The organism is Cupriavidus cauae (assembly GCF_026210475.1).
Classification (GTDB): Bacteria; Pseudomonadota; Gammaproteobacteria; order Burkholderiales; family Burkholderiaceae; genus Cupriavidus; species Cupriavidus cauae.
Window position 1 is genome coordinate 2,067,915 of record NZ_CP080294.1, and the last position, 25,205, is coordinate 2,093,119.

27 protein-coding genes, 2 pseudogenes and 1 other annotated feature are annotated in these 25,205 nt (G+C 60.7%); of the genes and pseudogenes, 23 read left to right on the forward strand and 6 right to left on the reverse strand.

All coding sequences use genetic code 11. From position 1 onward, the window contains the following. Nucleotides 1-44: 44 nt before the first annotated feature. The 9 genes from merT to KZ686_RS24535 all read left to right on the forward strand — a co-directional run bounded on the left by merT (nt 45) and on the right by KZ686_RS24535 (nt 7,402). Nucleotides 45-395: a mercuric ion transporter MerT gene (gene merT / locus KZ686_RS24490; RefSeq protein WP_003131974.1), complete on the forward strand. Its 351-nt coding sequence runs from the start codon at nt 45-47 to the stop codon at nt 393-395. A gap of 12 nt (nt 396-407) precedes the next feature. Next, the gene (merP, locus tag KZ686_RS24495) at nt 408-683 is read left to right on the forward strand and encodes a mercury resistance system periplasmic binding protein MerP (RefSeq protein ID WP_003131987.1); all 276 of its coding nucleotides are present in this window, start codon (nt 408-410) and stop codon (nt 681-683) included. A gap of 71 nt (nt 684-754) precedes the next feature. Beyond that, entirely contained in the window at nt 755-2,440 is a 1,686-nt protein-coding gene (gene merA / locus KZ686_RS24500) for a mercury(II) reductase (protein ID WP_003156770.1), read from the forward strand. Between the two features lie 17 nt (nt 2,441-2,457). Then, nucleotides 2,458-2,823, forward strand: a complete 366-nt coding sequence (gene merD / locus KZ686_RS24505; protein ID WP_000995360.1) for a mercury resistance co-regulator MerD — start codon at nt 2,458-2,460, stop codon at nt 2,821-2,823. Next, nucleotides 2,820-3,056 (forward strand): broad-spectrum mercury transporter MerE, encoded by a 237-nt coding sequence (gene merE, locus KZ686_RS24510; RefSeq protein WP_003132004.1) that lies wholly within the window; start codon nt 2,820-2,822, stop codon nt 3,054-3,056. The genes merD and merE overlap by 4 nt, the downstream gene beginning before the upstream one ends. Further along, nucleotides 3,053-4,042 carry a DUF3330 domain-containing protein gene (locus tag KZ686_RS25535; protein WP_003132006.1) on the forward strand — a complete coding sequence of 330 codons (990 nt, stop codon included), beginning with the start codon at nt 3,053-3,055 and terminating at the stop codon, nt 4,040-4,042. The genes merE and KZ686_RS25535 overlap by 4 nt, the downstream gene beginning before the upstream one ends. Before the next feature lie 291 nt (nt 4,043-4,333). Beyond that, on the forward strand, nt 4,334-5,812 hold the full coding sequence (locus KZ686_RS24525; RefSeq protein WP_238512085.1) for a SulP family inorganic anion transporter: 1,479 nt from the start codon (nt 4,334-4,336) through the stop codon (nt 5,810-5,812). Between the two features lie 299 nt (nt 5,813-6,111). Further along, nucleotides 6,112-7,209, forward strand: a complete 1,098-nt coding sequence (gene traW / locus KZ686_RS24530) for a conjugal transfer protein TraW (RefSeq protein ID WP_208579254.1) — start codon at nt 6,112-6,114, stop codon at nt 7,207-7,209. A gap of 19 nt (nt 7,210-7,228) precedes the next feature. Continuing rightward, nucleotides 7,229-7,402: a hypothetical protein gene (locus KZ686_RS24535; protein ID WP_265633954.1), complete on the forward strand. Its 174-nt coding sequence runs from the start codon at nt 7,229-7,231 to the stop codon at nt 7,400-7,402. Here the strand turns inward: KZ686_RS24535 and KZ686_RS24540 are convergent. Further along, nucleotides 7,388-8,577, reverse strand: a protein-coding gene (locus KZ686_RS24540; RefSeq protein ID WP_390885778.1) for an IS3 family transposase whose coding sequence is annotated in 2 segments (ribosomal slippage) — nt 7,388-8,289 and nt 8,289-8,577 — 1,191 coding nt in all. Because the reading frame shifts where the segments join, the coding sequence is not laid out codon by codon here. The genes KZ686_RS24535 and KZ686_RS24540 overlap by 15 nt on opposite strands. A 119-nt stretch (nt 8,578-8,696) precedes the next feature. Here KZ686_RS24540 and KZ686_RS24545 point away from each other — a divergent pair. Both KZ686_RS24545 and KZ686_RS24550 read left to right on the forward strand, forming a co-directional pair. Next, a complete protein-coding gene (locus KZ686_RS24545) occupies nt 8,697-8,984 on the forward strand; it encodes a hypothetical protein (RefSeq protein ID WP_265633955.1) in 288 nt (95 codons plus the stop codon). Between the two features lie 336 nt (nt 8,985-9,320). Continuing rightward, the gene (locus tag KZ686_RS24550; RefSeq protein ID WP_053821752.1) at nt 9,321-10,235 is read left to right on the forward strand and encodes a prepilin peptidase; all 915 of its coding nucleotides are present in this window, start codon (nt 9,321-9,323) and stop codon (nt 10,233-10,235) included. Nucleotides 10,236-10,306: 71 nt separating this feature from the next. Here the strand turns inward: KZ686_RS24550 and KZ686_RS24555 are convergent, their stop codons facing one another. The 4 genes from KZ686_RS24555 to KZ686_RS24570 form a co-directional block, all read right to left on the reverse strand. Beyond that, nucleotides 10,307-10,762 (reverse strand): hypothetical protein, encoded by a 456-nt coding sequence (locus KZ686_RS24555; RefSeq protein WP_144425790.1) that lies wholly within the window; start codon nt 10,760-10,762, stop codon nt 10,307-10,309. A 562-nt stretch (nt 10,763-11,324) separates the two neighbouring features. After that, nucleotides 11,325-11,999 (reverse strand): TlpA family protein disulfide reductase, encoded by a 675-nt coding sequence (locus tag KZ686_RS24560; RefSeq protein WP_226994866.1) that lies wholly within the window; start codon nt 11,997-11,999, stop codon nt 11,325-11,327. A 201-nt stretch (nt 12,000-12,200) separates the two neighbouring features. Further along, nucleotides 12,201-12,629, reverse strand: coding sequence for a beta-lactamase hydrolase domain-containing protein (locus KZ686_RS24565; RefSeq protein WP_053821754.1), 429 nt, complete (start codon nt 12,627-12,629; stop codon nt 12,201-12,203). A 28-nt stretch (nt 12,630-12,657) separates the two neighbouring features. After that, complete coding sequence (locus KZ686_RS24570; protein WP_053821755.1) at nt 12,658-13,407, reverse strand: MBL fold metallo-hydrolase; 750 nt, start codon at nt 13,405-13,407, stop codon at nt 12,658-12,660. A gap of 124 nt (nt 13,408-13,531) precedes the next feature. On the opposite strand from KZ686_RS24570, the gene KZ686_RS24575 reads away from it, so the two are divergent. From KZ686_RS24575 to tnpB (KZ686_RS24620), 10 genes and pseudogenes are all read left to right on the forward strand, one after another. Continuing rightward, the gene (locus KZ686_RS24575) at nt 13,532-13,840 is read left to right on the forward strand and encodes an ArsR/SmtB family transcription factor (protein ID WP_053821756.1); all 309 of its coding nucleotides are present in this window, start codon (nt 13,532-13,534) and stop codon (nt 13,838-13,840) included. Nucleotides 13,841-13,852: 12 nt separating this feature from the next. Next, nucleotides 13,853-14,284, forward strand: a complete 432-nt coding sequence (locus KZ686_RS24580) for a YeeE/YedE family protein (protein WP_053821757.1) — start codon at nt 13,853-13,855, stop codon at nt 14,282-14,284. Nucleotides 14,285-14,294: 10 nt separating this feature from the next. Then, nucleotides 14,295-14,732 carry a DUF6691 family protein gene (locus KZ686_RS24585; protein ID WP_053821758.1) on the forward strand — a complete coding sequence of 146 codons (438 nt, stop codon included), beginning with the start codon at nt 14,295-14,297 and terminating at the stop codon, nt 14,730-14,732. An 11-nt stretch (nt 14,733-14,743) separates the two neighbouring features. Next, the gene (locus tag KZ686_RS24590) at nt 14,744-15,538 is read left to right on the forward strand and encodes a sulfite exporter TauE/SafE family protein (RefSeq protein WP_053821759.1); all 795 of its coding nucleotides are present in this window, start codon (nt 14,744-14,746) and stop codon (nt 15,536-15,538) included. Nucleotides 15,539-15,793: 255 nt separating this feature from the next. After that, nucleotides 15,794-16,358, forward strand: a pseudogene (locus KZ686_RS24595) (recombinase family protein). A gap of 90 nt (nt 16,359-16,448) precedes the next feature. Next, nucleotides 16,449-17,165: pseudogene (locus KZ686_RS24600) on the forward strand (DUF4158 domain-containing protein); the annotation flags it as partial. Nucleotides 17,166-17,306: 141 nt separating this feature from the next. Then, nucleotides 17,307-20,306, forward strand: coding sequence for a Tn3 family transposase (locus tag KZ686_RS24605; protein WP_053821761.1), 3,000 nt, complete (start codon nt 17,307-17,309; stop codon nt 20,304-20,306). Continuing rightward, nucleotides 20,299-20,643, forward strand: a complete 345-nt coding sequence (gene tnpC, locus KZ686_RS24610) for a Tn3 family transposase post-transcriptional regulator TnpC (RefSeq protein WP_053821762.1) — start codon at nt 20,299-20,301, stop codon at nt 20,641-20,643. Before KZ686_RS24605 ends, tnpC (KZ686_RS24610) begins: the two co-directional genes overlap by 8 nt. A 423-nt stretch (nt 20,644-21,066) precedes the next feature. Further along, nucleotides 21,067-21,531, forward strand: a complete 465-nt coding sequence (tnpA, locus tag KZ686_RS24615) for an IS66-like element accessory protein TnpA (RefSeq protein ID WP_017514071.1) — start codon at nt 21,067-21,069, stop codon at nt 21,529-21,531. Next, nucleotides 21,531-21,668, forward strand: a complete 138-nt coding sequence (tnpB, locus tag KZ686_RS24620) for an IS66 family insertion sequence element accessory protein TnpB (RefSeq protein WP_265633957.1) — start codon at nt 21,531-21,533, stop codon at nt 21,666-21,668. Before tnpA ends, tnpB (KZ686_RS24620) begins: the two co-directional genes overlap by 1 nt. Nucleotides 21,669-21,698: 30 nt before the next feature. On the opposite strand, the gene KZ686_RS24625 is transcribed toward tnpB (KZ686_RS24620), so the two are convergent. Then, nucleotides 21,699-22,948, reverse strand: a protein-coding gene (locus KZ686_RS24625) for an IS3-like element ISRme15 family transposase (protein WP_085960508.1) whose coding sequence is annotated in 2 segments (ribosomal slippage) — nt 21,699-22,654 and nt 22,654-22,948 — 1,251 coding nt in all. Because the reading frame shifts where the segments join, the coding sequence is not laid out codon by codon here. Next, nucleotides 22,539-22,655: a sequence feature (AL1L pseudoknot), on the reverse strand. It overlaps the preceding gene by 117 nt. A 42-nt stretch (nt 22,949-22,990) precedes the next feature. Here KZ686_RS24625 and tnpB (KZ686_RS24630) point away from each other — a divergent pair. Further along, nucleotides 22,991-23,209: an IS66 family insertion sequence element accessory protein TnpB gene (tnpB, locus tag KZ686_RS24630; RefSeq protein ID WP_265633958.1), complete on the forward strand. Its 219-nt coding sequence runs from the start codon at nt 22,991-22,993 to the stop codon at nt 23,207-23,209. Nucleotides 23,210-23,240: 31 nt separating this feature from the next. Next, entirely contained in the window at nt 23,241-24,830 is a 1,590-nt protein-coding gene (gene tnpC, locus KZ686_RS24635; protein WP_034021473.1) for an IS66 family transposase, read from the forward strand. The last annotated feature ends 375 nt before the right edge of the window (nt 24,831-25,205 follow it).

The following is a 25,205-nucleotide window of genomic DNA, read 5'->3' on the forward strand; positions in this document are numbered from 1 at the left end:
AAGTAAGGTTACGCTATCCAATTTCAATTCGAAAGGACAAGCGCATGTCTGAACCAAAAACCGGGCGCGGCGCGCTCTTCACTGGAGGGCTTGCCGCCATCCTCGCCTCGGCTTGCTGCCTCGGGCCGTTGGTTCTGATCGCCTTGGGGTTCAGCGGCGCTTGGATCGGCAACTTGGCGGTGTTGGAACCCTATCGCCCCATCTTTATCGGCGTGGCGCTGGTGGCGTTGTTCTTCGCCTGGCGGCGCATCTACCGGCAGGCAGCGGCCTGCAAACCGGGTGAGGTCTGCGCGATTCCCCAAGTGCGAGCTACTTACAAGCTCATTTTCTGGATCGTGGCCGCGCTGGTTCTGGTCGCGCTCGGATTTCCCTACGTCATGCCATTTTTCTACTGATCGGAGTTCACCATGAAGAAACTGTTTGCCTCCCTCGCCCTCGCCGCCGTTGTTGCCCCCGTCTGGGCCGCCACCCAGACCGTCACGCTGTCCGTACCGGGCATGACCTGCTCCGCCTGCCCGATCACTGTCAAGAAGGCGATTTCCAAGGTCGAAGGCGTCAGCAAAGTTGACGTGACTTTCGAGACACGCCAAGCGGTCGTCACCTTCGACGATGCCAAGACCAGCGTGCAGAAGCTGACCAAGGCAACCGCAGACGCGGGCTATCCGTCCAGCGTCAAGCAGTGAGTCACTGAAAACGGCACCGCAGCACAACGGACGTCATTGTCTGGCGCCACAAACGATAAAGGATCTGTTGCATGACCCATCTAAAAATCACCGGCATGACTTGCGACTCGTGCGCGGCGCACGTCAAGGAAGCGCTGGAAAAAGTGCCAGGCGTGCAGTCGGCGCTGGTGTCCTATCCGAAGGGCACAGCGCAACTCGCCATCGTGCCGGGCACATCGCCGGACGCGCTGACTGCCGCCGTGGCCGGACTGGGCTACAAGGCAACGCTAGCCGATGCGCCACTGGCGGACAACCGCGTCGGACTGCTCGACAAGGTGCGGGGATGGATGGCCGCCGCCGAAAAGCACAGTGGCAACGAGCCCCCGGTGCAGGTAGCGGTCATTGGCAGCGGTGGAGCCGCGATGGCGGCGGCGCTGAAGGCCGTCGAGCAAGGCGCGCAGGTCACGCTGATCGAGCGCGGCACCATCGGCGGCACCTGCGTCAATGTCGGCTGTGTGCCGTCCAAGATCATGATCCGCGCCGCCCACATCGCCCATCTGCGCCGGGAAAGCCCGTTCGATGGCGGTATTGCGGCAACTGTGCCTACGATTGACCGCAGTAAGCTGCTGGCCCAGCAGCAGGCCCGCGTCGACGAACTGCGGCACGCCAAGTACGAAGGCATCCTGGGCGGTAATCCGGCCATCACCGTTGTGCACGGTGAGGCGCGCTTCAAGGACGACCAGAGCCTTACCGTCCGTTTGAACGAGGGTGGCGAGCGCGTCGTGATGTTCGACCGCTGCCTGGTCGCCACGGGTGCCAGCCCGGCGGTCCCGCCGATTCCGGGCTTGAAAGAGTCACCCTACTGGACTTCCACCGAGGCCCTGGCGAGCGACACCATTCCCGAACGCCTTGCCGTAATCGGCTCGTCGGTGGTGGCGCTGGAGCTGGCGCAAGCCTTTGCCCGGCTGGGCAGCAAGGTCACGGTCCTGGCGCGCAATACCTTGTTCTTCCGTGAAGACCCGGCCATCGGCGAGGCGGTGACAGCCGCTTTCCGTGCCGAGGGCATCGAGGTGCTGGAGCACACGCAAGCCAGCCAGGTCGCCCATATGGACGGTGAATTCGTGCTGACCACCACGCACGGTGAATTGCGCGCCGACAAACTGCTGGTTGCCACCGGTCGGACACCGAACACGCGCAGCCTCGCGCTGGACGCAGCGGGGGTCACTGTCAATGCGCAAGGTGCCATCGTCATCGACCAAGGCATGCGCACGAGCAACCCGAACATCTACGCGGCCGGCGACTGCACCGACCAGCCGCAGTTCGTCTATGTGGCGGCAGCGGCCGGCACCCGTGCCGCGATCAACATGACCGGCGGCGATGCGGCGCTCGACCTGACCGCAATGCCGGCCGTGGTGTTCACCGATCCGCAAGTGGCGACCGTGGGCTACAGCGAGGCGGAAGCCCACCACGACGGGATCGAGACCGACAGCCGCACCTTGACCTTGGACAACGTGCCGCGTGCGCTCGCCAACTTCGACACACGCGGCTTCATCAAGTTGGTTATCGAGGAAGGCAGCCATCGGCTGATCGGCGTACAGGCGGTCGCGCCGGAAGCGGGTGAACTGATCCAGACGGCGGCTCTGGCCATTCGCAACCGCATGACGGTGCAGGAACTGGCCGACCAGTTGTTCCCCTACCTGACGATGGTCGAGGGGTTGAAGCTCGCGGCGCAGACCTTCAACAAGGATGTGAAGCAGCTTTCCTGCTGCGCCGGGTGAGAAAAAGGAGGTGTTCAATGAACGCCTACACGGTGTCCCGGCTGGCTCTTGATGCCGGGGTGAGCGTGCATATCGTGCGCGACTACCTGCTGCGCGGATTGCTGCGCCCGGTGGCGTGCACACCAGGCGGCTACGGCTTGTTCGATGACGCCGCCTTGCAACGGCTGTGCTTCGTGCGGGCGGCCTTCGAGGCGGGCATCGGCCTCGACGCGCTGGCGCGGCTGTGCCGGGCGCTGGATGCGGCGGACGGCGACGAAGCGGCCGCGCAGCTTGCCCTGCTGCGTCAGTTCGTCGAGCGTCGGCGCGAAGCGTTGGCCGATCTGGAAGTGCAGTTGGCCACCCTGCCGACCGAGCCGGCACAGCACGCGGAGAGTCTGCCATGAACAACCCCGAGCGCTTGCCGTCCGAGACGCACAAACCGATCACCGGCTACCTGTGGGGCGGACTGGCTGTGCTGACTTGCCCCTGCCACCTGCCCATCCTCGCTGTCGTGCTGGCCGGCACAACCGCCGGTGCTTTCCTCGGCGAGCATTGGGTCATCGCGGCGCTCGGTTTGACCGGCCTGTTCCTTCTGTCCCTGTCGCGGGCGTTGCGGGCATTCAGGGAAAGAGAATGAGCGCTTTCCGGCCGGATGGATGGACGACGCCGGAACTGGCCCAAGCGGTCGAGCGCGGGCAGCTTGAACTGCACTACCAGCCCGTCGTCGATCTGCGCAGTGGTGGGATTGTCGGCGCGGAAGCCCTGTTGCGCTGGCGTCATCCGACGCTTGGACTATTGCCACCGGGCCAGTTCCTGCCCGTGGTCGAATCGTCCGGCCTGATGCCTGAAATCGGCGCTTGGGTGCTGGGCGAAGCCTGCCGCCAGATGCGTGACTGGCGAATGCTGGCATGGCGACCGTTCCGGCTGGCCGTCAATGTTTCGGCGAGCCAAGTGGGACCGGACTTCGACGGGTGGGTAAAGGGCGTGCTGGCTGATGCCGAGTTGCCCGCCGAGTATCTCGAAATCGAGCTGACCGAATCGGTCGCGTTTGGTGATCCGGCGATCTTCCCCGCCCTGGACGCCTTGCGGCAGATCGGTGTGCGCTTCGCCGCCGATGACTTCGGGACGGGGTATTCCTGTCTGCAACATCTGAAGTGCTGCCCAATCAGCACGCTCAAGATCGACCAATCGTTTGTCGCCGGGCTCGCCAACGACCGCCGCGACCAAACCATCGTGCACACCGTGATTCAGCTTGCGCACGGGCTGGGCATGGATGTGGTGGCTGAAGGCGTGGAAACATCGGCGAGTCTTGATCTATTGCGACAAGCGGACTGCGACACAGGACAAGGCTTCCTGTTCGCGAAGCCAATGCCGGCGGCGGCATTCGCCGTCTTCGTCAGTCAATGGAGGGGTGCCACCATGAATGCAAGTGACTCGACCACCACCAGTTGCTGCGTGTGCTGCAAGGAAATCCCGCTCGATGCCGCCTTCACCCCGGAAGGCGCGGAATACGTCGAGCACTTCTGCGGGTTGGAGTGTTATCAACGCTTCGAAGCGCGTGCCAAGACAGGGAACGAAACCGATGCCGATCCGAACGCCTGCGACTCGCTACCGTCAGATTGAGGCATAGCTCAGACTGACATTATTGTTGCTGCACCGCCGCAAAGAAGGTAAAATGTCCCCTCCCAAAAGAACCAGCAAACCGACTATCGGAGTTCCTACCCGTGTAAGCCTCTTTCTCGCTGCGAGCCAGCTTCAAATACACACACGCTCGCACGAGGCTGCACGTCCGATTCACTGCGTCTTGCTGGCCCCGGATCACTCGGGGTTCGTTCTCTATTCCGTTGGCCGGTAAGACGCGCTTGCGTTCGCCCCAACTGCCACCACTGGCTGGCAACCACACGGAATAGAAGAATGATGAAATCCTTACGCCAGGACTGGCTTTCCAATGTCCGAAACGACTTACTAGCGGGCATCGTCGTCGCGCTAGCACTGATCCCCGAGGCAATTGCCTTCTCGATCATTGCAGGCGTCGATCCCAAGGTCGGCCTTTACGCCTCATTCAGCATTGCCGCGATCATTGCCTTTGCAGGCGGTCGCCCTGGCATGGTGTCTGCGGCCACAGGTGCGATGGCGCTGCTGATGGTGACCCTGGTCAAAGACCACGGCCTGCAATACCTGCTGGCTGCCACGGTGCTGACCGGCGTGCTGCAAATTCTCGCGGGCTGGCTCAAGCTCGGTGCATTGATGCGCTTTGTCTCTCGCTCGGTCATCACCGGCTTCGTCAACGCGCTGGCCATCCTGATCTTCATGGCGCAGTTACCCGAGCTAACCAATGTGACTTGGCATGTCTATGCCATGACGGCGGCAGGCCTTGGCATCATCTACGGCTTCCCCTACATCACCAAGGCCGTGCCGTCGCCGCTGGTCGCCATCGTCGTGCTGACCGGCGTGGCAATCTTCCTTGGCCTCGACATTCGCACCGTGGGCGACATGGGCAAACTGCCCGACAGCCTGCCAGTGTTCCTGCTGCCCGATGTGCCGCTGAACCTCGAAACGCTCAAAATCATCTTCCCGGTCTCGGCCACCTTGGCGGTCGTCGGCCTGCTGGAATCCATGATGACGGCCTCCATCGTCGATGACTTGACCGACTCCAACAGCAACAAGAACCGCGAATGCGTGGGTCAGGGCGTGGCGAATATTGCTACCGGCTTCCTGGGTGGCATGGCGGGCTGCGCCATGATCGGCCAGTCGGTCATCAACGTGAAATCCGGTGGCCGTGGTCGTCTCTCCACGCTGGCCGCTGGCGTGTTCTTGCTGCTGATGGTGGTGTTCATCGGTGACTGGGTGGCCCGCATTCCGATGGCCGCATTGGTCGCGGTGATGATCATGGTGTCCATCGGCACCTTCAACTGGGCCTCTATCCGCAATCTGCGCGAGCACCCAAAAAGCTCCAGCATGGTGATGCTGGCCACCGTGGTGGTGACGGTCGGCACCCACGACTTGGCCAAGGGCGTGCTGGTCGGCGTGTTGTTGTCGGGCTTCTTCTTCGCGCACAAGGTAGGCCAGATTCTGCGCGTCACCTCTCGCACGGAAGACGAAGGCCGCGTGCGCACCTACACCATCACCGGCCAGGTGTTCTTCGCCTCGTCGGAACGCTTCATCAATGCTTTCGACTACAAAGAAGTCATCGAGAAGGTGCGTATCGACGTGAGCCGCACCCACTTCTGGGACATCACCGCCGTCAGCGCCTTGGACAAGGTGGTCATCAAGTTCCGCCGTGAAGCCACCGAGGTCGAAGTCATCGGCCTGAACGAAGCCAGCGCCACACTGGTGGACAAGTTCGCCGTGCATGACAAAGACGGTGCCGACGACATGCTGATGGGCCATTGATAGGAGACACGATCATGAAGAACGAAAACAAAGTGCTGGCCTGCGTGGATCAATCCCGCTTTGCCGATTACGTAGCCGACTATGCCGCATGGGCCGCTCGCCGCATGGAGGCGCCGTCGTCTGCACCTAGAATGCCGTCGGCCGCCAGCTGGCGCGACAACGCTGTTCAGGAGGCAGCCATGCATACTCGAACATTGGGTACAACTCGATGGTTTACAGGGGTCGCGCCAGTTCAAGGACTTCGAGGACTACCTAGTGCCGCCCGCTGCGTCGTTGGTGCAGTCCAGGCGGCAAGTACCATGATTTCTACGACGATCACTAGTACGTCAAGCTCACTTGGGGCAACAATTACTAATGCCATCAATCTGCTCAGTACCAACTTGGCGAATGTGGGATCGAAGGTTTCCGACGCTGTTGTGCAATCGGCCAACCAGCAGCGCGAACTGGAGGTCGAGGTGAGCCGACGAGCCGAGAAGGAGCGTGTGGAACGGGAGACGGAGCTGCCCATTGACCCATGTTCGAACTCGAGCGGTAACTACGCGGGCCAGGCAACGATTGCGACGGGTGGCAAATCGTCAGGGTACAAGCGCGGCGGGGGGGCCGCGGTAACGAGCCCCGTGCTTAGTAAAGCGCTGAACGATCCTTTCCCGTCGCCCGAGGTTGCACGTAGGCAGTCGCACGCCATCCATATGGCGAAGTACTGCAACGCAGTTGAACAGCGTTTGGGTTACGCGGGCTGTAATGCTTCAACCATGCCAGATGCCGACGCGAACGTCGAATCGATCCTCACGGGGGCCGGCAAGCCGGGCAAGGATCCTGAGCTGACATTCTCGGCGGAACAGGAGGAGGCGGCACGCGCTTACGCCAGGCTGTCGCTCGATCCACACCCTCCGCAGAACATAACCAAAGCCGAGGCGGCCAGCGAGCAGGGCAAGAGCTATATCGCCCTGCAGAAGATGTATCAGGCGAACATGAGCGCAGCCGAAAAGATCCAGTTCGATTTGATCGCCTCTCGGATGCCTTTCCCCGGCAGCAACCAGTTGGTGCAGGAGATCAAGAAGGCAGATCACGCCGCCAAGTACTTCGACATGACCGCATCCAAGCAAGCCAAGAATGGCGCGATGAGCCTCGCGGAGATGATGGACTTCGAGTCGGGTCGGCGCTTCCGTAACCCCTACTGGGTAATCGCCATGGCAGCGGAGGCGAGCCCGGAGAAGCTGCAGCGCGAGATGGTTTTCATGCAGGCCTACTCCAACGAGTTGCAACTGCAGAATCTGCGAATGATGGAGAAGGTTGGCGTAGCTCTTGGCCAGCTGTTGGCGGCCCAGACACGAGTAGAGATGCGCCCGTCTATCGAGGCCCAGCTATTGCGCGCTCAGAGTACGAATGCCCGATAGGCCAATGGACCTAAGCAACATGAAAACTGCCGAAGAGAGCAACCATAGTCTGGTAGCCGGTGTGTCAAACAGTGTTGTGCCGGATCCGGCCGATGCGATTGCGGCGTTTCGCCTCTGGCGCGTGGAGACGGCGGTCGATGCGATAGCGGCCACAACTCAGTGCGGTGGTCAAGTTTTATCAGACAGTCGTTAAGGTGGTCTGGTTGAACTTGTCCTCGTAATCCTGCGGCGACTCATACCCCAGTGTCGAATGCAGACGCATGGGGTTATAGAAGCCAACGATGTACTGCATGATGTCGCGCCGGGCTTCGGCCCGGTCGGCGTAGCGGCGCTGCCACACGCGCTCCATTTTCAAGTTCAGGAAGAAGCGTTCGGCCACCGCGTTGTCCCAGCAGTCGCCCAGGCGGCTCATGCTGCAGACCATCCCGTGACGCGCCAGCAAGCTCTGGTACTCGTCGCTGGCGTACTGGCTGCCACGATCCGAATGCACGATCAGACCCGGCCCCGGCTTGCGGTGCGCAATGGCCATCTGCAACGCGCTTACCACCAGGGTGGACGGCATGGCCGCGGCCATGGACCAGCCCACGACCTTGCGGGAGTACAGGTCCAGCACCACCGCCAGGTACAGCCAGCCCTCTAGCGTGCGGATATACGTGATATCCGACACCCACGCCTGGTTGGGCGCCGCGGGTCTGAACTGTCGATCCAGCACGTTGCGCGCGACCGGCCGGTCGTGCCGGCTGTTGGTCGTTGCCACAAATTTGCGTTTCCACACCGGACGCAGATGGGCCTGACGCATCAGCGTGCGAGCGCGATACCGGCCGATCTTGACCCCTTGCCGGCTCACATCCCGCGCCACCCGCCGGCTGCCATAGGTGCGCCCGCTGGCCTCGAATGCGGCGCGCACGTACACCATCTGTCTGGTCCGCTTGGCGTCGCCACCGGGGCGGCGCAAGAACGCATAATAGCCAGCGCGGCTGACACCCAGCGCCAGGCAGGCGCGGCTCAGGGGAATGGCCTCCTTCTGCAAACCACTGACTGCGTGATACATCACTTCAGTTCGCGGGCGAAGAAGGCCGATGCCTTTTTTAGGATCAGGTTGTCCTCCTTCAGGCGCCGGTTCTCTTCCTCCAGCTGACGGATGCGTTGCTGCTCCGGCGTCAGCGGCCTACCAATCCCCTTCTCGCCCTTGAGCTCGGCGTCGTACTGGGCCAGCCAGCGCCGTACGGCCGTCTCGCCAATGGCCATCGAGTGGCACACCTCGGCCACCGACAGGCCTTGATCCCGGATCATCCGGACCACCTCCAGCTTGAAGGCAGGGTCAAATTTGCGGCGTTGCTTCATGGTTCGGTCTTTTTCCTCGTCGATCGTGATTTTCCACTTATCGACCTGTCTGAGGAAATTGAACCACCGCACAGGCCTTTGCCAGAGTGGTGGATCACTCCGTTTCCGGGGAGCGCGCGCCTTCTTCGTCCGTTAGAGCACTGGTGAAGGCCTTCGTGGCCAGTTTCCGCGCCCTCCAGGAGATCCAGGACGGCGCAAAGGCCGCAAGTGTCATCAGCCACGACACCTCAAGCGCCATCGACGGCGTGATGAAAGGTATTCGGGAAGCTTTCGAGCAGGGTGTCGTCCGCCTGCGCGTGGATGTGGACCGCCTGGAGGCGCATTCCCCCGGGGACTTCAGTGAGTTCTGTCGCACGGCACAGGAGAAGCTCAGCAAGCTCAGTGCGTTCTGGAAGGACGCGACCAAGGACGTGCCTGCCTTGAGGATGTAAAGGAGCAGCACCAATGAGCAATCCGGACTTCGCAACCATGAGCCAGGCCGAATGCGTGGCTTGGTATGTGGACACCGTCGGGTATGACCCGGTCTCGGAGGATCCCACGCTATCGCTGGACAGACTTCGCCGCGACTGCGCGGAAATGTACGCATACACCACGTGCACTGTTGATGCCTGTGGGCGAGGGCCCGACGATCCGGATTTCGACCCTTGCTGCGGTGTTCGGGTCTATGGCGATCCGCCGCTACAGATTTCTGAGCCCGTTGTGCAAGAGGAAGAGGGAGTGGCGAACACTCGCGCTCGCCCGCGCATGAAGGTGTAGTTCCTATTGTGGTGAATATACATTTTCCAGGCGCTGGCGCGTACGGGACATGGGACGTTTCCGCGCTGTCGGCGCTGCCGCCATGGCTTGTGTTCGTCGGGGCCGCGCTGCTCGGACTGGTAGTCGGCAGTTTTCTCAACGTCGTGATCCATCGCTTGCCTCTCATGATGGAACGGAGTGAGGCCAACTATATTGCGTCGCTACGCAACGAACCGCTGCCTTATCCCGCCCCCTATGATCTAGCGGTGCCGCGCTCCCACTGCCCACATTGCCACCTTCCCGTGGCACCCTGGCACAATGTCCCCGTTATCGGCTTCCTGCTGCTGCGAGGTAGATGCCGGGCCTGCAGAGCGCCGATTGGCTGGCGCTACCTGGCGGTCGAGCTGACGGGTGCAGCGGTTGCCATGGCTGCACTGTGGCTGCTAGGGACGACCTGGCAGGCCTTGGCCGGCATGGTGCTTGGCTGGTCGCTACTGGCGCTGGCGCTGATCGACGCGGAAAGCCTTGTGCTGCCAGACCAAATGACGCAGCCGTTGCTATGGCTTGGACTCTTCCTCAACGTCTGCGACTTTTTCGTGCCGGCGAAGGACGCCATTATCGGCGCAGCCGGTGGCTACTTGATGCTGTGGGGCGGCTATTGGCTCTTCAAGCTCCTGCGGCGCAAGGAGGGTATGGGTTACGGCGACTTCAAACTGATGGCAGCGCTGGGCGCCTGGTTCGGCTGGCAGGCCTTGCCCGCGCTACTGCTGATTTCATCGCTCTGCGGTCTAGCCTGTGCATTGGCGTTCGTACTCCTGGGCCGTCTAGACCGCGACGCTCCTTTTCCGTTCGGTCCTTCTATTGCTGTGGCCGGTATGTTGGTATTGCTTTGCGGCAGCGACTGGCTTCTGCAAGGTATGGCGGCGTTCGCCGCCCGCCTCTGGTGAAGGGCCGACATCGCCTTAGTGCTGCGTACCCGTGCAGCAGCGCACGCGTGTAAGCACGGACGTACAACTGATCAACCTGCATACCTTTCCCAGCGCTTCGTTGCGAGGCGCTGGGGCGTTAGGTCACCATCGGTGCCCGCGACCATCGAGTCCACAAGGCGTAGATGCTCAGCCATGTAGGCATCAAAATCGGTGTGGGGTACCCCGCGATAGAGCGCACGCATCCACCAGCCATAGACAACGGCTAGCTTGCCATCATCCGACGTGTAACGGACGAGATCCAATGGGCGATCCTGATGTGCCAGATTCCAGCCCACTGTCTTAAGGATTTCACGCACGACCAGGGGTGCTCCACCGTGAGACAAGGCTTCATGCTCGGCGTCGTGCGCCCGGATGTCCTTCGGCTCGCTCATGGCGATCCACATTCCGCAGACCCGGCAAGCTACGAGGTCGGAATGGGGATGCCCATTAGGGTTGGACACCATGTCAGGGTAGGCAGTATGAAATCCTTGCAGCTTGCGTGGCATAGAACTTCCTTCGAAATGAAGCTGGCACAGATCCTCGCTGAATCCATGGCCGCGCGGTTACGAGCAGATGACCTCTGAGGTGGCCCAGTCGCACCGCTCGCTCAGGTCAGGACGCCTTGACCCTCGATTCACCTTACCGTCGGAATGAGATTCGGCATCCGTTCTCCGTTCAGCCAACGCTCATACGTGGGCATGGTTGCCCATGCTTGCTGGTCCGACATCCTGCTAATTGGCACAAGAGCTGCAAGCTGTTCGTATGCGACCAAAGCTCGCTTGTCGGCTTCCGAGGGGTGAAGAGGGAAAACGGAAAAAATCAGGCGCTAAGACATAATGAGGGGTCGAGGTGCAGCGGAACGGCAAACCAGGTTAAGGCCACTCCTGACTTTTTCGTTGCTTGCTGGGTTATGCATTGGCCGCAGCCAGCCCTTGGCTACTGCTTCCAACACAGAGTAGGAATACTGGCCAAGCATGTTGATGTGCTCATGCAGTAACGGCGGCAGCCTGGCCATGTCATCATCTCGAACATCAGAGCTGACATAAAACAGCAGCGGTATCCCAGTGCTCAGCGAGAGCCGAAGAAGCTGTCGATTTTCTCGGTTAGTGTTGCGCGCGAAAGCTCACCCATATGCCGCTTGTATAGCCGGCCTTGAGCATCATAGAACAGCGTTGTGGGGTAACCAGACGAACCAGTTCGGGCACTTACCTGCTTGGCCGGATCGAGAACGATATTTGGCATTTGTAACCCATTCGCGTCGAGGTAGCTTTGTACGGTTGCTGCTGATTCTCCTTGATTCGCAAACACGAAGTGGATTTCTGGATGGGCTAGCTGTGCAGCCTTTAATACAGGCATCTCACGTCGGCACGGCGGACACCAAGTTGCCCAAAGATTGATAATCAAGGGGCGGCCCACAAAGGCACTGAGCGGCACAGTTGTGTTGTCGAGGCGGCGTACCTCAATTGTCGGGACAGGCACACCCACCGGCGTAAGGGCATGATTCAGCGCACTTCCTCCGAAAAAGACAAAGCAACCCGTCAAGGTTGCAGTCAGAAGCGGCCTACGTAGTGTCGTCGAGCGCCGTGACAATTCCATGCCAACCAAAACGGCCGTCGCGAAACCGGCCAGGTTGTCGAAGCCTCCATCACGAAAGTCGATGATCGACAATGGAGCATTGGAATAAATCTCATGATGTCTTAATACGAAGATCGAGCGTCCGGCGAGGAAACCGAACACGATCATCTTCCAAAGAACGGGGCCCGGATCGACACCGCGCCTCGTGCGGAACCACGCGGCAACAGAATGGGCAAGCGTTATGCCTGCTAAGAGTAGTGCTACTTGTACAGGGACGACGAGCGGCCCAAATCGTACAGCATCCAAAAAGTGGCTCCCTGAATCGAAATTTGTGAACTTTAACTTGCAGTTCTAGTTGCGAATGAACATCTATTTGGCCGTGACTTGCCTGACGAAGCTGGCGAAATCAGCGGAACCCTGAAGGTTGAACCCCATGGTTTGCGCTTCCTCGAACGTGCGTTCCGCTGTCCACCCATTCTGCTTTGCACGACTAAGCGCGAGCAGCAACGCGGCCCTCGTGCCAGTGGCGCAATGCAGTAAATGCGGCCCTTGTGTTCTCTGCATTACTTGACTTAACTCGTCAATCTGCTGCTCTGACAGGGCTGTCTTGTTGACTGGTACATTGAAGTAATCCAGTCCACTGTTCCTGACCAACTCGGCGTTCGAGGTGGCCGTTTCCCCAGGCGTACGCATGTCAATTACGGTGTGAATGCCTTGCTGCTTCGCCTCCACCAAATCCTGCCCCGAAGGCTGGGGACCGATGAACAGGCCATCCCCTATTTGCTTGAAGTTTGTCATTTCAATTTCTCCGTTGGTTAGCGGCACGTCAGCCCTGCGGGCTCTGGGTCATCTGGCGGCAATAGCTGGCCAAGTTCTCTGGCAGGTCTGGGGGACAGACGCCACATTGCTTATTCCCCGGGACAGCGTAGTCAATGAACTTAGGGTATGGAAGGTTCAGCTTGGCCATGATGTCCCTGAACTCTTCGAGCGTCTTTTCCCCGCCCAGGCGGGGATTACGCTTCTTTTCCTGCGCGATCGAGGAGACAAAACGCTGCTGGTAGTCGTGCGCCGGGTAGACCAAGGTTTCGTCGGGCAAAGCAAACAGCTTCTCTCGCACGCTTTTGTAGAGCGCATCGGCATCACCGTTTTGAAAGTCAGTCCTGCCACACCCCTCGATAAGTAAGGCGTCGCCTGTGAATACGCGGTCATTTAAAAGATAGGCAAAGTGCCCGTCGGTATGGCCGGGGGTATGCAGGGGCTGCAAAGTAATACCCCCGACCTGAAATGGCCTGCCTTCTTCGATGCCGACATCGGCACATGACAACTGATCGTAGGCAGGCGCGGCAATCTTGCTACCCACGGCACGCTTCATTTCCAAAGCTGCGGTGATGTGGTCGGCATGGATATGGGTATCGACCGTGTAAGCCAAGGTCAGACCTAACCTGTGCACCTCGGCCAGATCCCGATCCATGGTCGCAATCACGGGATCGATGAGGACTGCCTGTCCCGTGTCCTCGTCCCCCAGCAGATAGGTATAAGTGCTCGACAGGGGTTCGTACAGTTGTCTAAAAATCATGGGCGCTCCTTAATAGTCGTCGTGATCAGAGTTCGACACATGGATCATCGTCTCTACGTTTAATATATTATGTTATGGTATAATGTTCGTGTAAAGTGTTACTTTTAAACGGATCTACGTGGCCATGCCAAAGCAAATTGATTTAGTGAAACTGCATGCCGCAGCTGGGGAGGCTAGCAAGCTTCTGAAGGTACTGTCCAACCCCGACCGTATGCTCTTGCTATGCCAGATGACGCAGGGCGAGTTCTCGGTCAAAGAGCTGGAAACCATCACTGGGATCTTGCAGCCTACGCTTTCACAGCAGCTGACCGTGCTCCGCGAAGAGCGACTAGTGAATACGCGCCGTGAGGGCAAGCAGATCTTCTACAGCATCTCCAGTAGTGAGGCACTGGCAGTGCTACAGGTGTTGTACCAACTTTACTGCCCAACGTAATAGGAGGCTGTAATGATGATTGACTGGAACAATTTCACGCCCTGGACGTCGCTGGCGGGTGGGCTGATGATCGGAATAGCCACGGCACTGTTCTTGGTATTTAACGGAAGAATTGCGGGCATCAGTGGCATCGTGGGTGGCCTGTTAACGCCCGCAAGGGGCGATATCGCCTGGCGTCTTGCGTTCGTGGGCGGCCTAGTGCTTTCTCCTCTCGTGTTTTCAAGCATCGCTCCCCTGCCCCAAGTGCACATCGAGGCCGGTTACCCGGTCTTGATCCTGGCCGGACTGCTGGTAGGGATCGGTACCCGTTACGGTTCGGGCTGCACTAGCGGACATGGCGTGTGCGGGCTGTCGCGTCGCTCCCCGCGTTCGATGGTGGCTACCGTAGCCTTTATGTCCGCCGGATTCGTGACCGTCTACGTTGTTCGCCATCTTGTCGGCTAAGGGAGCAAAAATGAAAATCTTCATGTCGCTGTTGGTCGGCCTGTTGTTCGGCTTGGGGCTTATTTTGTCCGGCATGAGCGACCCCGCGAAGGTGCTCGGCTTTTTGGACCTGGCCGGAAACTGGGACCCGTCGCTTGCGTTCGTGATGGGCGGCGCTGTAGTCGTCGGCGCGCTGGTGTTTCCGTTCGCGGCCAAACGTCCGAGATCGATCCTGGGCGACGCCATGCGCTTGCCGACGGCTACGCAAATTGACCGCCGTCTCGTGCTCGGCGGACTCGCGTTCGGCGTCGGCTGGGGCCTGGCCGGCTATTGTCCCGGTCCTGCGCTCGCATCGCTCGCACAAGGCGGCGCCAAACCCTTGCTGTTCTTCATCGCCATGCTGGTCGGAATGGCGTTGTTTGAACTGCTCGAACGAGCAAAAGCCAAAGCCGCATCACCGGCCGCGTAACCGGGGCTGTGATGATTACGGGTCTTCTCTTGGGGGCGGTGGTAGGTATTGTCATGGGTCTGACAGGAGCTGGGGGAGGCATTCTCGCGGTCCCACTTCTTGTCTTCGGCATGCACTTAACGATCGCCGAAGCCGGCCCCGTTGGCCTGCTCGCCGTCGGTGTTTCTGCCGCAGCAGGTGCTTTGATGGGCTTAAAGGCTGGGATTGTGCGCTACCGCGCGACCGTGCTCATTGCCGGCACTGGCATCCTGCTCGCGCCACTCGGTGTATGGTTGGCTCACCGTTTGGACACGCGACTGCTCAGCCTGTTGTTTGCCGCTATTCTCGCCTGGGTCGCATATAAAACCTTCCGTGAAATCGTCGGCCGCAGTGTCGAGTCCACCTCTCTTACTCTGGATCGACCCTGCATTCGGGACGACATGAGTGGACGGTTTATCTGGACGAGCAAGTGCGCCGGCGCCTTATCGATCGCAGGTGCCATTGCGGGCATTCTGTCCGGTTTGCTCGGGGTAGGCGGCGGGTTCGTCATGGTGCCGGCCTTGCAGCGTTTCACGGATTTAGCGGTGCAATCGGTCGTCGCTACCTCGCTCGGTGTTATCGCACTTGTTTCGCTAACTGGCGTAGCGGCCAGCCTATCTACAGGAAAATTTCCCCTTGGTGTCGCGCTCCCGTTCGCAGCAGGAAGCATAGTCGGGATGGGAGTCGGCAGTGTGCTCACCTCGCGGCTTCCGCAAAAGTATCTGAAAGCTGCTTTCGGGGTGATATGTCTCGGGGTCGCTGCAATGATGACTTTTAAATCACTGTAGAGGAAACGATCGATAACACAACCCATATGCTCCTGCTGGCTCTCTTGGCCAGAGAATCACTCGTTCGTAGAACAGCATTAAGAAACCCCGTTCGCATTTTCGCCGTCACCTAAGCATGTGAGCTTAGGCTACACCCCAATTAGGCGTCAGGAGGGCCCTGCAAAATGCGTCAGGATAGAGTCATATAAACATTTTATTGACACCTGACCGGAAGGCTCATAGATTTCAGCCTGACATTCACAACAAGGAGGTTCCTTGAAGGGCCAACGAATCGGTTACGTCAGGGTCAGTAGTTTCGACCAGAACCCGGACCGGCAGCTCGAACATGCACAAGTCGACAGGGTATTCACCGACAAGGCATCGGGCAAAGACACTCAACGGCCGCAGCTGGAAGCGCTGCTGGGCTTCGTGCGCGAGGGGGATACCGTGGTCGTGCACAGTATGGACCGCTTGGCCCGCAACCTGGATGACCTCCGGCGCCTTGTGCAGAGCCTGACCAGGCGCGGCGTACGCATCGAGTTCGCCAAGGAGTGTTTGGCCTTTACCGGTGAGGAACTCGCCAATGGCGAACCTGATGCTGTCGGTCATGGGCGCCTTTGCCGAGTTCGAGCGCGCCCTGATCCGTGAACGGCAGCGCGAGGGGATCGCGCTGGCCAAGCAACGTGGGGCCTACCGTGGCCGCAAAAAAGCGCTCGCGCCCGAGCGTGTGACTGAGCTACGCACTCGGGTCGCCGCCGGCGAGCCGAAAGCGGTCGTGGCCCGCGACCTTGGCATCAGTCGAGAAACCCTCTACCAGTACCTAAAAACGCGCACCGTATGAACGTTCATGCACTCATGATCGGACAGCCCTGAGCCCGGATTCTCTGCTCCATGTGCTTCTCTTTCATCAGATTTCCAAGAAATCGAACAAATGCCACGCCGCTCACTGCTTTCCGATACTGAACGCGACAGCCTGCTCGTGTTGCCCGAAAGTCAGGATGATCTGATCCAACAATATAGCTTCACGGACGCCGACCTGGCGTTGATCCGGCAACGCCGTGGCGCCGCAAACCGCCTCGGCTTCGCCGTGCAGATGTGCCTGCTGCGCTACCCTGGCTACGCGTTGGCCAGCGACACCATGCTGCCAGATCCTGTGATCCATTGGGTTGCCAAGCAGGTGCGCGGCGACGCCGGCGCCTGGCCGGAATATGGCGGACGGGAGAAAACGCGCAACGAGCACCTGCACGAGCTGCGCGCTTACCTCGGGCTGTCCGTGTTTGGCCTGCCTGATTTCCGCAAGCTGGTACACAGCCTGGCTGACCTCGCCATGCAGACCGACAAGGCCATGATCCTGGCTGCGCATTCCCTCGAAACGCTGCGCCAGAAGCGCATCATTCTGCCGGCGTTGACCGTCATCGAGCGCGCCTGCGCCGAGGCCGTGACGAGGGCGAACCGGCGGCTCTATCGCACGTTGATCGAGCCGCTGGAGCGCCACCACAAGCGCTCCCTGGACAACCTGCTCAACGTCGCGCCTGACATGAGCATTACCTGGCTCGTGTGGCTCCGCCAGTCGCCGCTCAAGCCCAATTCCCGCTACATGCGCGAGCACATCGAACGCCTCAAAGTGTTCCAGTCGGGGGTCATGCCAAGATTCGGGCAATCGGCTATCATAAGCCGCTGGGTTATATAAACAAGAAGAAACATTCCCTTTAGTTATAACTTTGGTCTAGAACTTTGCCATCGTCCTCGGCTAGACTGGCTGGCCCTTCAGAGATTGTCGAGATCCTGTATGGCCACCGTCGAGCGTACCGCCTACCCGCGTTTCCCGAAGGTTTTCTCCACTAAGGAGCTACAGGCGTGTTACACGCCGGATGCCGAGGAACTGGAGTGGGCCACCCGCTCAACACGTGGACAAGTGCCGCGACTTGGCTTGCTGGTGCTGCTGAAGGTCTTCCAGCAACTGCATTACTTCCCCAACCTGGACAGCATTCCCGTCGTCGTGATTGACCACGTGCGCGCCAGCGCTGGTCTGGCGCCAGATGCCGCATTTGGCTATGACCGCAAGCTATCCCCCACGCTGTACCGGCATTACACGGCGGTACGCGAATTTCTCGGCGTCCAGCCCTATATCGGCACCGATGGCAACGAGGTCACGATCCGCGCCGCGCGCGAAGCCGCGGAAACTATGGACCAGCAAGTGGACATCATCAATGCCACCATTGATGCGCTGATCCTGCGCCAGGTCGAGTTGCCAGCGTTCTCCACCCTAGACAACATTGCCGAGCAGATTCACACCCGCACGCAGACCGCACTGTTTCGAAGCGTTGCAAGGCGTTTGTCGGACGAGGAACGGCAGCGGCTGGACCGGCTTCTCACCCGGGAATTCACCAACCGACTTACCGCCTACAACAACATCAAGCGCCACGCGCGCCGTCCATCACGCAAGCATCTCAACCTACTCATAGAACACCTGACCTTACTTGACGGGCTTGGCGATTTCTCTCGCGCAATCGCAGGCGTGCCAGCCTCGAAGCTGCGCTCGCTGGCCAGCCAGGCCATGAGCCTGGACGCGGCCAATCTAAGGGAGATTCTACCTGAGAAGCGCTACACGCTGATCGTTGCCTTGCTCAACCATATGCGCGTGCCCACCCGCGACGATCTCGCGGAAATGTTCATCCGTCGCATGGGCTCCATCCACAAGCGAGCGCGCGACGAGATGGAGCGCATCCAGTCCCGTCAGCGCGCCCAGATGGAGAAGCTGGTCAGCTTGCTCGACGGCGTGGTCGATATCGTCGCCGATGGCCAGGACGACGCGCTGATCGGCCGGCAGGTGCGCCGCTTCCTCGCGCCGTCCGGCGATCTGGAGCCGCTGCGCGAGAGCTGCGCCGAGGTGCGGGCCTTCAGCGGCAACAATTACCTGCCACTACTATGGCGGCATTTCCGCGCGCATCGCTCCGTCATGCTGCGCCTGGCGCAGGTGCTGGAATGGGAGTCGACCAGCCAGTCGCGCACGCTGCTGGCGGCACTTGCGGTAGTGCTGGACAATGAATCCCTGCATCGCGAATGGATCGCCGCCGACGTCGATGTGAGCTTCGCCTCGGAACGTTGGCGAAAGCTGGTGCGTCGCCCCCACGACCAGGGCGCCCCTACCAACCGGCGCTACCTGGAACTGTGCGTGCTCTCGCATATGGTCAACGAGCTGCGATCCGGCGACTTGTGCGTGGTGGGTTCGGATGCCTTTGCCGATTACCGTGCGCACCTGCTGCCCTGGCGCGAATGCGAACGGCGCCTGCCGGAATACTGCGCCAAGCTGGACATGCCAGCCAACGCGCAGGACTTCGTGGTGTATCTGCGCCAGTGGCTCGCCGACACGGCGCGCACGCTGGATGCCGGTTTTCCCGACAAGCGCCAGCACGTCACCATCGGCCAGGATGGCGAGCCGGTGCTCAAGCGCACCGTCGCCCGGGAGATTCCGGCCAGCGCCGTTGCCTTGCAGCAGGCGCTGATCCGACGTATGCCGACGCGCAACCTGCTGGACGTGCTGGCCAACATCGAGCACTGGACCCGCTTCACACGGCACTTCGGCCCGCTCTCCGGCAGCGACCCGAAGATCCGCAATGCGGCCGAGCGCTACCTGCTGACCATCTTCGCCATGGGCTGCAACCTGGGACCCACCCAGGCGGCCCGCCATATGGGGGAACGGGTCACGCCGCACATGATGTCGTTCGTCAACCGCCGGCATCTGAGCCTGGAGCGTCTCGAAACCGCGCAGCGGGAATTGATCGAGCTGTATCTGCGGCTCGACCTGCCCAAGCACTGGGGGGATGGCAAGACCGTCGCGGCTGACGGCACCCAGTACGACTTCTACGACAACAACCTCCTGGCCGGCTACCACTTTCGGTACCGCAAGATGGGCGCGGTGGCCTACCGGCATGTGGCCGACAACTACATCGCGGTGTTCCGGCATTTCATTCCGCCCGGCGTGTGGGAAGCCATCTACGTGATCGAGGGTCTGCTCAAGGCCGGCTTGAGCGTCGAGGCCGATACCGTGCATGCCGACACCCAGGGTCAGTCGGCCGCGGTGTTCGCCTTCACGCATCTGCTGGGCATCAACCTGATGCCGCGCATCCGCAATTGGCAGGATCTGAAGCTTTACCGTGCCGATGCGAACATCAAATACAAGCACATCGACCGGCTGTTCTCGGACACCGTGGACTGGGACCTGATCGCCTTCCACTGGAAGGACCTGATGCAGGTGGCGCTATCGATTCAGGCCGGAACAATCTCCTCGCCGCTCCTGCTGCGCCGGTTCGGCTCGGAAAGCCGCCGCAACCGCCTGTTTCTGGCGGCGCAGGAACTCGGCAAGGTCGTGCGCACGGCGTTCCTGCTCGAATGGATTGGCAGCCGCGAGTTGCGCCAGGAGATCACCGCCACCACCAACAAGATCGAGTCCTACAATGGCTTTGCCAAATGGTTCTCGTTCGGCGGCGATGTGCTGGCCGAGAACGATCCCGATGAGCAGCAGAAGCGTCTGCGCTACAACGACTTGATCGCCTCGGCCGTGATTCTTCAGAACACGGCGGACATGATGCAGGCCCTGCGCGCGATGGTGAAGGAAGGGATCAAAGTCGACGTGGCCGACATCGGCTTCCTGAGTCCCTACCTCACTAGCAACATCAAGCGCTTCGGCGACTATAAACTCAACCTGGAGCGGGTGCCGGAAGCCTGGATTCGCGACAGCCTCTTTGCCGCTCCCGCCCATTCCGTCCGCAAGCCTCGCCATGCCTGATACCGATACACCTTACGGCAGGGTCGACGCTGAGGCGTTGCAAGCGCTTCGGGACACGTTCGACACGACCACCATCCTGCGCGTGGTGGAACAACTCGATGCGATCCGCGCGCGTTGCTGTGAGCCAGCCGGACTGCGCGACGATCTGCTGCGCTTGCACGGCATGGCACATACTCTGATCAACGGCGCCGCATTGTCGTATCCAACCACTGGCCCGACCCTCGTGGACGAAACCGAGGCCATCATAGAGGAGTTGGATGACTGGATCTTGCTGCTCAAGCGCGCCGTTCAAGCGCTGCGCCCGCTGGAGCCGCTTCGCCCTCGCGACGATAGCTGACTCGGCTAGGTCGCTTGCGCGTCGAGACGGCGCATGTGAGGCCGGTTCCGACGAAGCAGCAGGACAAAAGTCAGTACGATAGCCGGAGCAACTTAGCCGCGTCCATTAGGCCCTTCGGCGCACTTTTTCCGCTTGCAGCGATGCGATCAACTGGCAGTACATTGCCTGTCGGGCATGGCAGGCGAACAAGCTCGGACATCATCAGATGTGTACAGTCGAGGTTGGTGTAGGAAATTGCAGCTATTTTTCTGACTTTCTGGTGCGCGCCAGTGAGTCGGCGCCGCATTGATTGGGCAGCCTTCGGTCGGGCTTGTGGGCGTCGCGGATACCAGGCAAACAGTGTAAGCGCTCAATTGACGACGTCTGGTATTGAAGGCTGAACGTTGGCAGGCTTGCGTCCGCAAAGACTTTGCGGACGCAAACATGATCCAAGACGAGATTGACCTATTTCCGCTGCAGGCGGTGCGAGTCCGCTCCAATGGGAAGCGCGACTACGAGCCAGCGGCCAAGCGGCGTCTGATTGAGTTCTGCCTTCAATCGGGAGCATCGGTTTCGGGCACGGCTCTCAAGGCTGGCATCAACGCTAATCAGTTGCGCAAATGGATTCGGGAGTACCGAGATTCAGCGCAGGCGCGAGGTGCATTGCCGGCATTCGTGCCGGTTGTCCAGGAGGTTCTGGATTCGCGGCCGATCGAGACACCTGCAAAGGTCGTGGTGCCTCGCCGCGAAGCGGCCTCAGCGACTGCCGATTCGCCACCGCAGCGAGCGCTACCGCTGGCACTCTTGAGCGCGAAGCTACCCAACGGGGTATCACTCGAGCTCGAATGCGACGAGCGACACGTGGCGCTCGTAAGGGCAATGATCGAAGCCCTGAATGGAGGCCATTGATGTTCCGCCTCGACGCTGGGCTGCGGGTGTACCTGCATCGCGACGCTGTGGACTTCCGTAAGAACATCAACGGCCTGGCACTGCTGGTCGAGCAGGCGCTCGGGCTGGATCCGTTTGCATCTGCTGTATTTGTGTGAATCGCCCCGGTTTTCGCGGAGGCTGTTTGGTTAAAGTAAAACGGCCTCGTCGGCGGTTTTGCCGAGTTGGTTGTAGTAGTTTGCCTCAGCCTCGGCGGGCGGGATATAGCCGATGGATGAGTGCAGGCGCTTATGGTTGAACCAAGCGACCCATTCCAGTGTTGCCAGTTCGACGGATTCCCTGGTTTTCCAAGGCGCGCGGCGATGGATCAGCTCGGCCTTGTACAAGCCATTGATCGTCTCGGCCAAGGCGTTGTCGTAACTGTCGCCACGGCTGCCGACCGACGGCTCGATGCCGGCTTCGGCCAGGCGTTCGCTATAGCGGATGCTGACGTACTGCGATCCCCTATCGGAGTGGTGGGTCAGAGAACCGTCGTTGCCAGGCTGGCGAGCGTATAGGGCCTGCTCCAGCGCATCGAGCACGAAGTCCGTCGTCATGGATTTGCTCACGCGCCAGCCGACGATGCGCCTGGCGTAGACGTCGACGACGAAGGCCACGTACAGCCAACCCTGCCATGTCGAGACGTAGGTGAAGTCCGAGACCCAGAGCTGATTGGGACGGTCGGCCCGGAACTGCCGGTTGACGCGATCCACCGGGCGACTGGCGGCGTCGTCAGCGATGGTCGTTCGCAGCCGCTTGCCGCGCCGCACACCTTGCAGTCCCTGGGCGCGCATCAATCGCTCGACCGTGCAGCGGGCAACCGTCACGCCCTCGCGGTTCAGTTGCCGCCAGACCTTGTCGGCGCCGTAGACGCGATGGTTCTCCTGCCACACTCGCTGGACTTGCGGCATGAGCCGTTCATCACGACGCGCACGGTCGCTGCGCCGTGACGGATCACGCAGCCGTGCGGCATGGCGCCGATAGGCCGACGAGGCAACCTGCAACACCTTGCAGATCGGCTCGACCCCGTAAACCTCCCGGTGCCGGTCGATGTAGGTGTTTACGACTTCAGCTTGCGGTCGAGCTCCGCCTGCGCGAAAAAAGCGCTGGCAGTGCGCAGGATGTCGTTGGCGCGGCGCAGCTCTCGGTTCTCCCGCTCCAACTCCTTGATGCGTTCTCGCTCGCTGGTGGTGACGCCTTCGCGCTGTCCGCTGTCGACTTCGTGGCGCTTGACCCAGGTCAGCAGCGTCTGCGCCGAGCAGCCGATCTTGGGCGCGATGGACTCGACCGCCACCCACAGCGACGGGTACTCGCCGCGCGACTCCTGCACCAGGCGCACGGCGCGCTCGCGCACTTCCGGGGAAAACTTGTTTGCGTTGTTCTTGCTCATGGCTCGCATTCTCTCAAGAGTGAGAGCCTCCGCAAAACCCGGGGCGATTCAGTGTTCCGCAACCAGCGGGCCGATCGCATCAAGATTCTCGGCTGGGATCGCAACGGCTTCTGGCTACTGTTGAAGCGATTGGAGGCGGACCGGTTTGCTTGGCCACGCGAGGCGTCGGTGGCCACGCTGACGGTCGAACAGTTGCACTGGCTGCTCGAGGGAATCGACATCGAGGCGATGCGCCGGCACCCGCACCGAGAATACCATCGCGCTGCGTGAACGCTGCTTGGCGGCAGCGGTCTAACCCGCCATGCCATCCACGCCCGTCACCGTTACCGCCGCCGAGCTGCAACTGTTGCGAGACGCCGAGCGCGAGCTCAAGGCAATACTCGCGGAACGCGAGGCAATCAAGGGCGAGCTGCGTGTGATGACGGTCCAGCGAGACCTGCTCTTGGAACAGCTCAAGGCGTTCCAGCGTAAGCTGTTCGCCGCCAAGAGCGAGGCGCGAGGCTCGGAGCAGAAGGACTTGTTCCTCAATGAGGCCGAAGCCATGGCGGCAGCGGCCGCGCAGCCGGCGCAGGAAGAAGAAGGTACGCCCGAGACCGAAGTGGCCGGGCACACACGCAAGAAGCGTGGCCGTAAGCCGCTCGACCCGGCGCTGCCCCGTGTCGAGGTTCGTCACGAACTACCCGAATCGGAACGCGTCTGCCCCCTCGATGGCCAGACTCTGGTCGAGATTGCCGTTGAGGTCAGCGAACAGCTCGACATCGTGCCGCAACAGGTCCGCGTGATCCAGCACCAGCGGGTCAAGTACGCCTGCCCATGCTGCGACGGCGGCATCAAGACGACGCCGGCACCGGCACGCATTATTCCCAAGGGACTCCTTACCGAATCGGCGCTGGCCTGGTGCATCACCTCGAAGTATCAGGATGGCCTGCCGCTGTACCGCCAGGCAGCGCTGCTGCATCGCTTCGGCGGGGACCTCTCTCGCGGCACCCTGGCCGCAAGCATAGTGCGAGTAGGCCAAGCGGTGCAGCCAATCATCAACCTGCTGCGTGACCATCTGCTGGAAGCAGACGTCGTGTACGGTGATGAGACAACGGTACAGGTGCTCAAGGAGTCCGGCAGGCCTGCCCAGAGAAAGAGCTTCCTATGGGCGCAGATGAATGGCACGGGCCCGCCGGTACGGTTGTTTGCCTATAGCCCCACACGCGAGACAAAGCAGGCTACGGCTCTCTATGCCGGCATCAAGCCTGGGTCGGTGTTGATGACCGACGGCTATGCACCATACGACGACGTCGCAAACACCTATCAGTTGGTGCACCTCGGATGCTGGGCGCACGCGCGGCGCTACCTGGTCGAGGCGGAGCAAGCCTTGCCCAAGGACAAGCGCGCCGACCACACGGTCACCGGATTCCTGCAGCGCATCGGCAAGCTGTTTGCCATCGAACGCCACACGCTCGAGATGAGGCCGGAACAACGGCAGCAAGTTCGCGCCGAACAAAGCCAGCCGCTGCTGGCCGAGATCGAAACGATGCTGCTGCAACACCTGCATACCGTACTGCCGCAAAGCCTGTTCGGCAAGGCGCTGCACTACCTGCATGGGCAGTGGCCAAAGCTCGTGCGCTACATCGAGAACGGAACTTGGCCGATCTCGAACAATCCCTGCGAGAACGCGATTAGGCCATTCGTGATCGGACGGAGAAACTTCCTCTTCTGCGACACCGTGGCCGGTGCCAACGCCAGCGCAAGTCTTTACTCACTGGTGGAAACCTGCAAGGCCAACGACGTCGATCCGTATCAGTATCTCGTTGCCTTGTTCAAGGCGTTGCCACACGCACAGACCGCCGACGACTACGAGGCTCTGCTGCCCTGGACGCTCAAGTCCTCAGACGCCTAGCGGATACCGCCGGCGGCCGCAAGGGACGCCCTCAAAAGACCGCTTACCAAACAGTCATACAAAAGATCCTTGTCAAGGAAATCAGGGGCGACGATCAGCACCAGGTGCGGCACATCAATTGGCGCGAAAGCGTACACAGGCCGCTAGGAGCGAGAGTATGAACAAATCGTCAATTTGGAAAGTCATCTTGATTGTGTGCGCCGCCGTCGGCGTGATTGCCATCCTTGGTGTGGTAGGGATGCTTTTGATGCATCAGCGCATGATGGGCGGTCTGAGCTGTTGCTAGTCCGGGTAAGCAACGTAGCGGCGCCTGGGCACCGGAATGGAAGCCCCCAGCCGTGCGAGCCATTGCAAGGAGGTAACCAGTGGACGCCC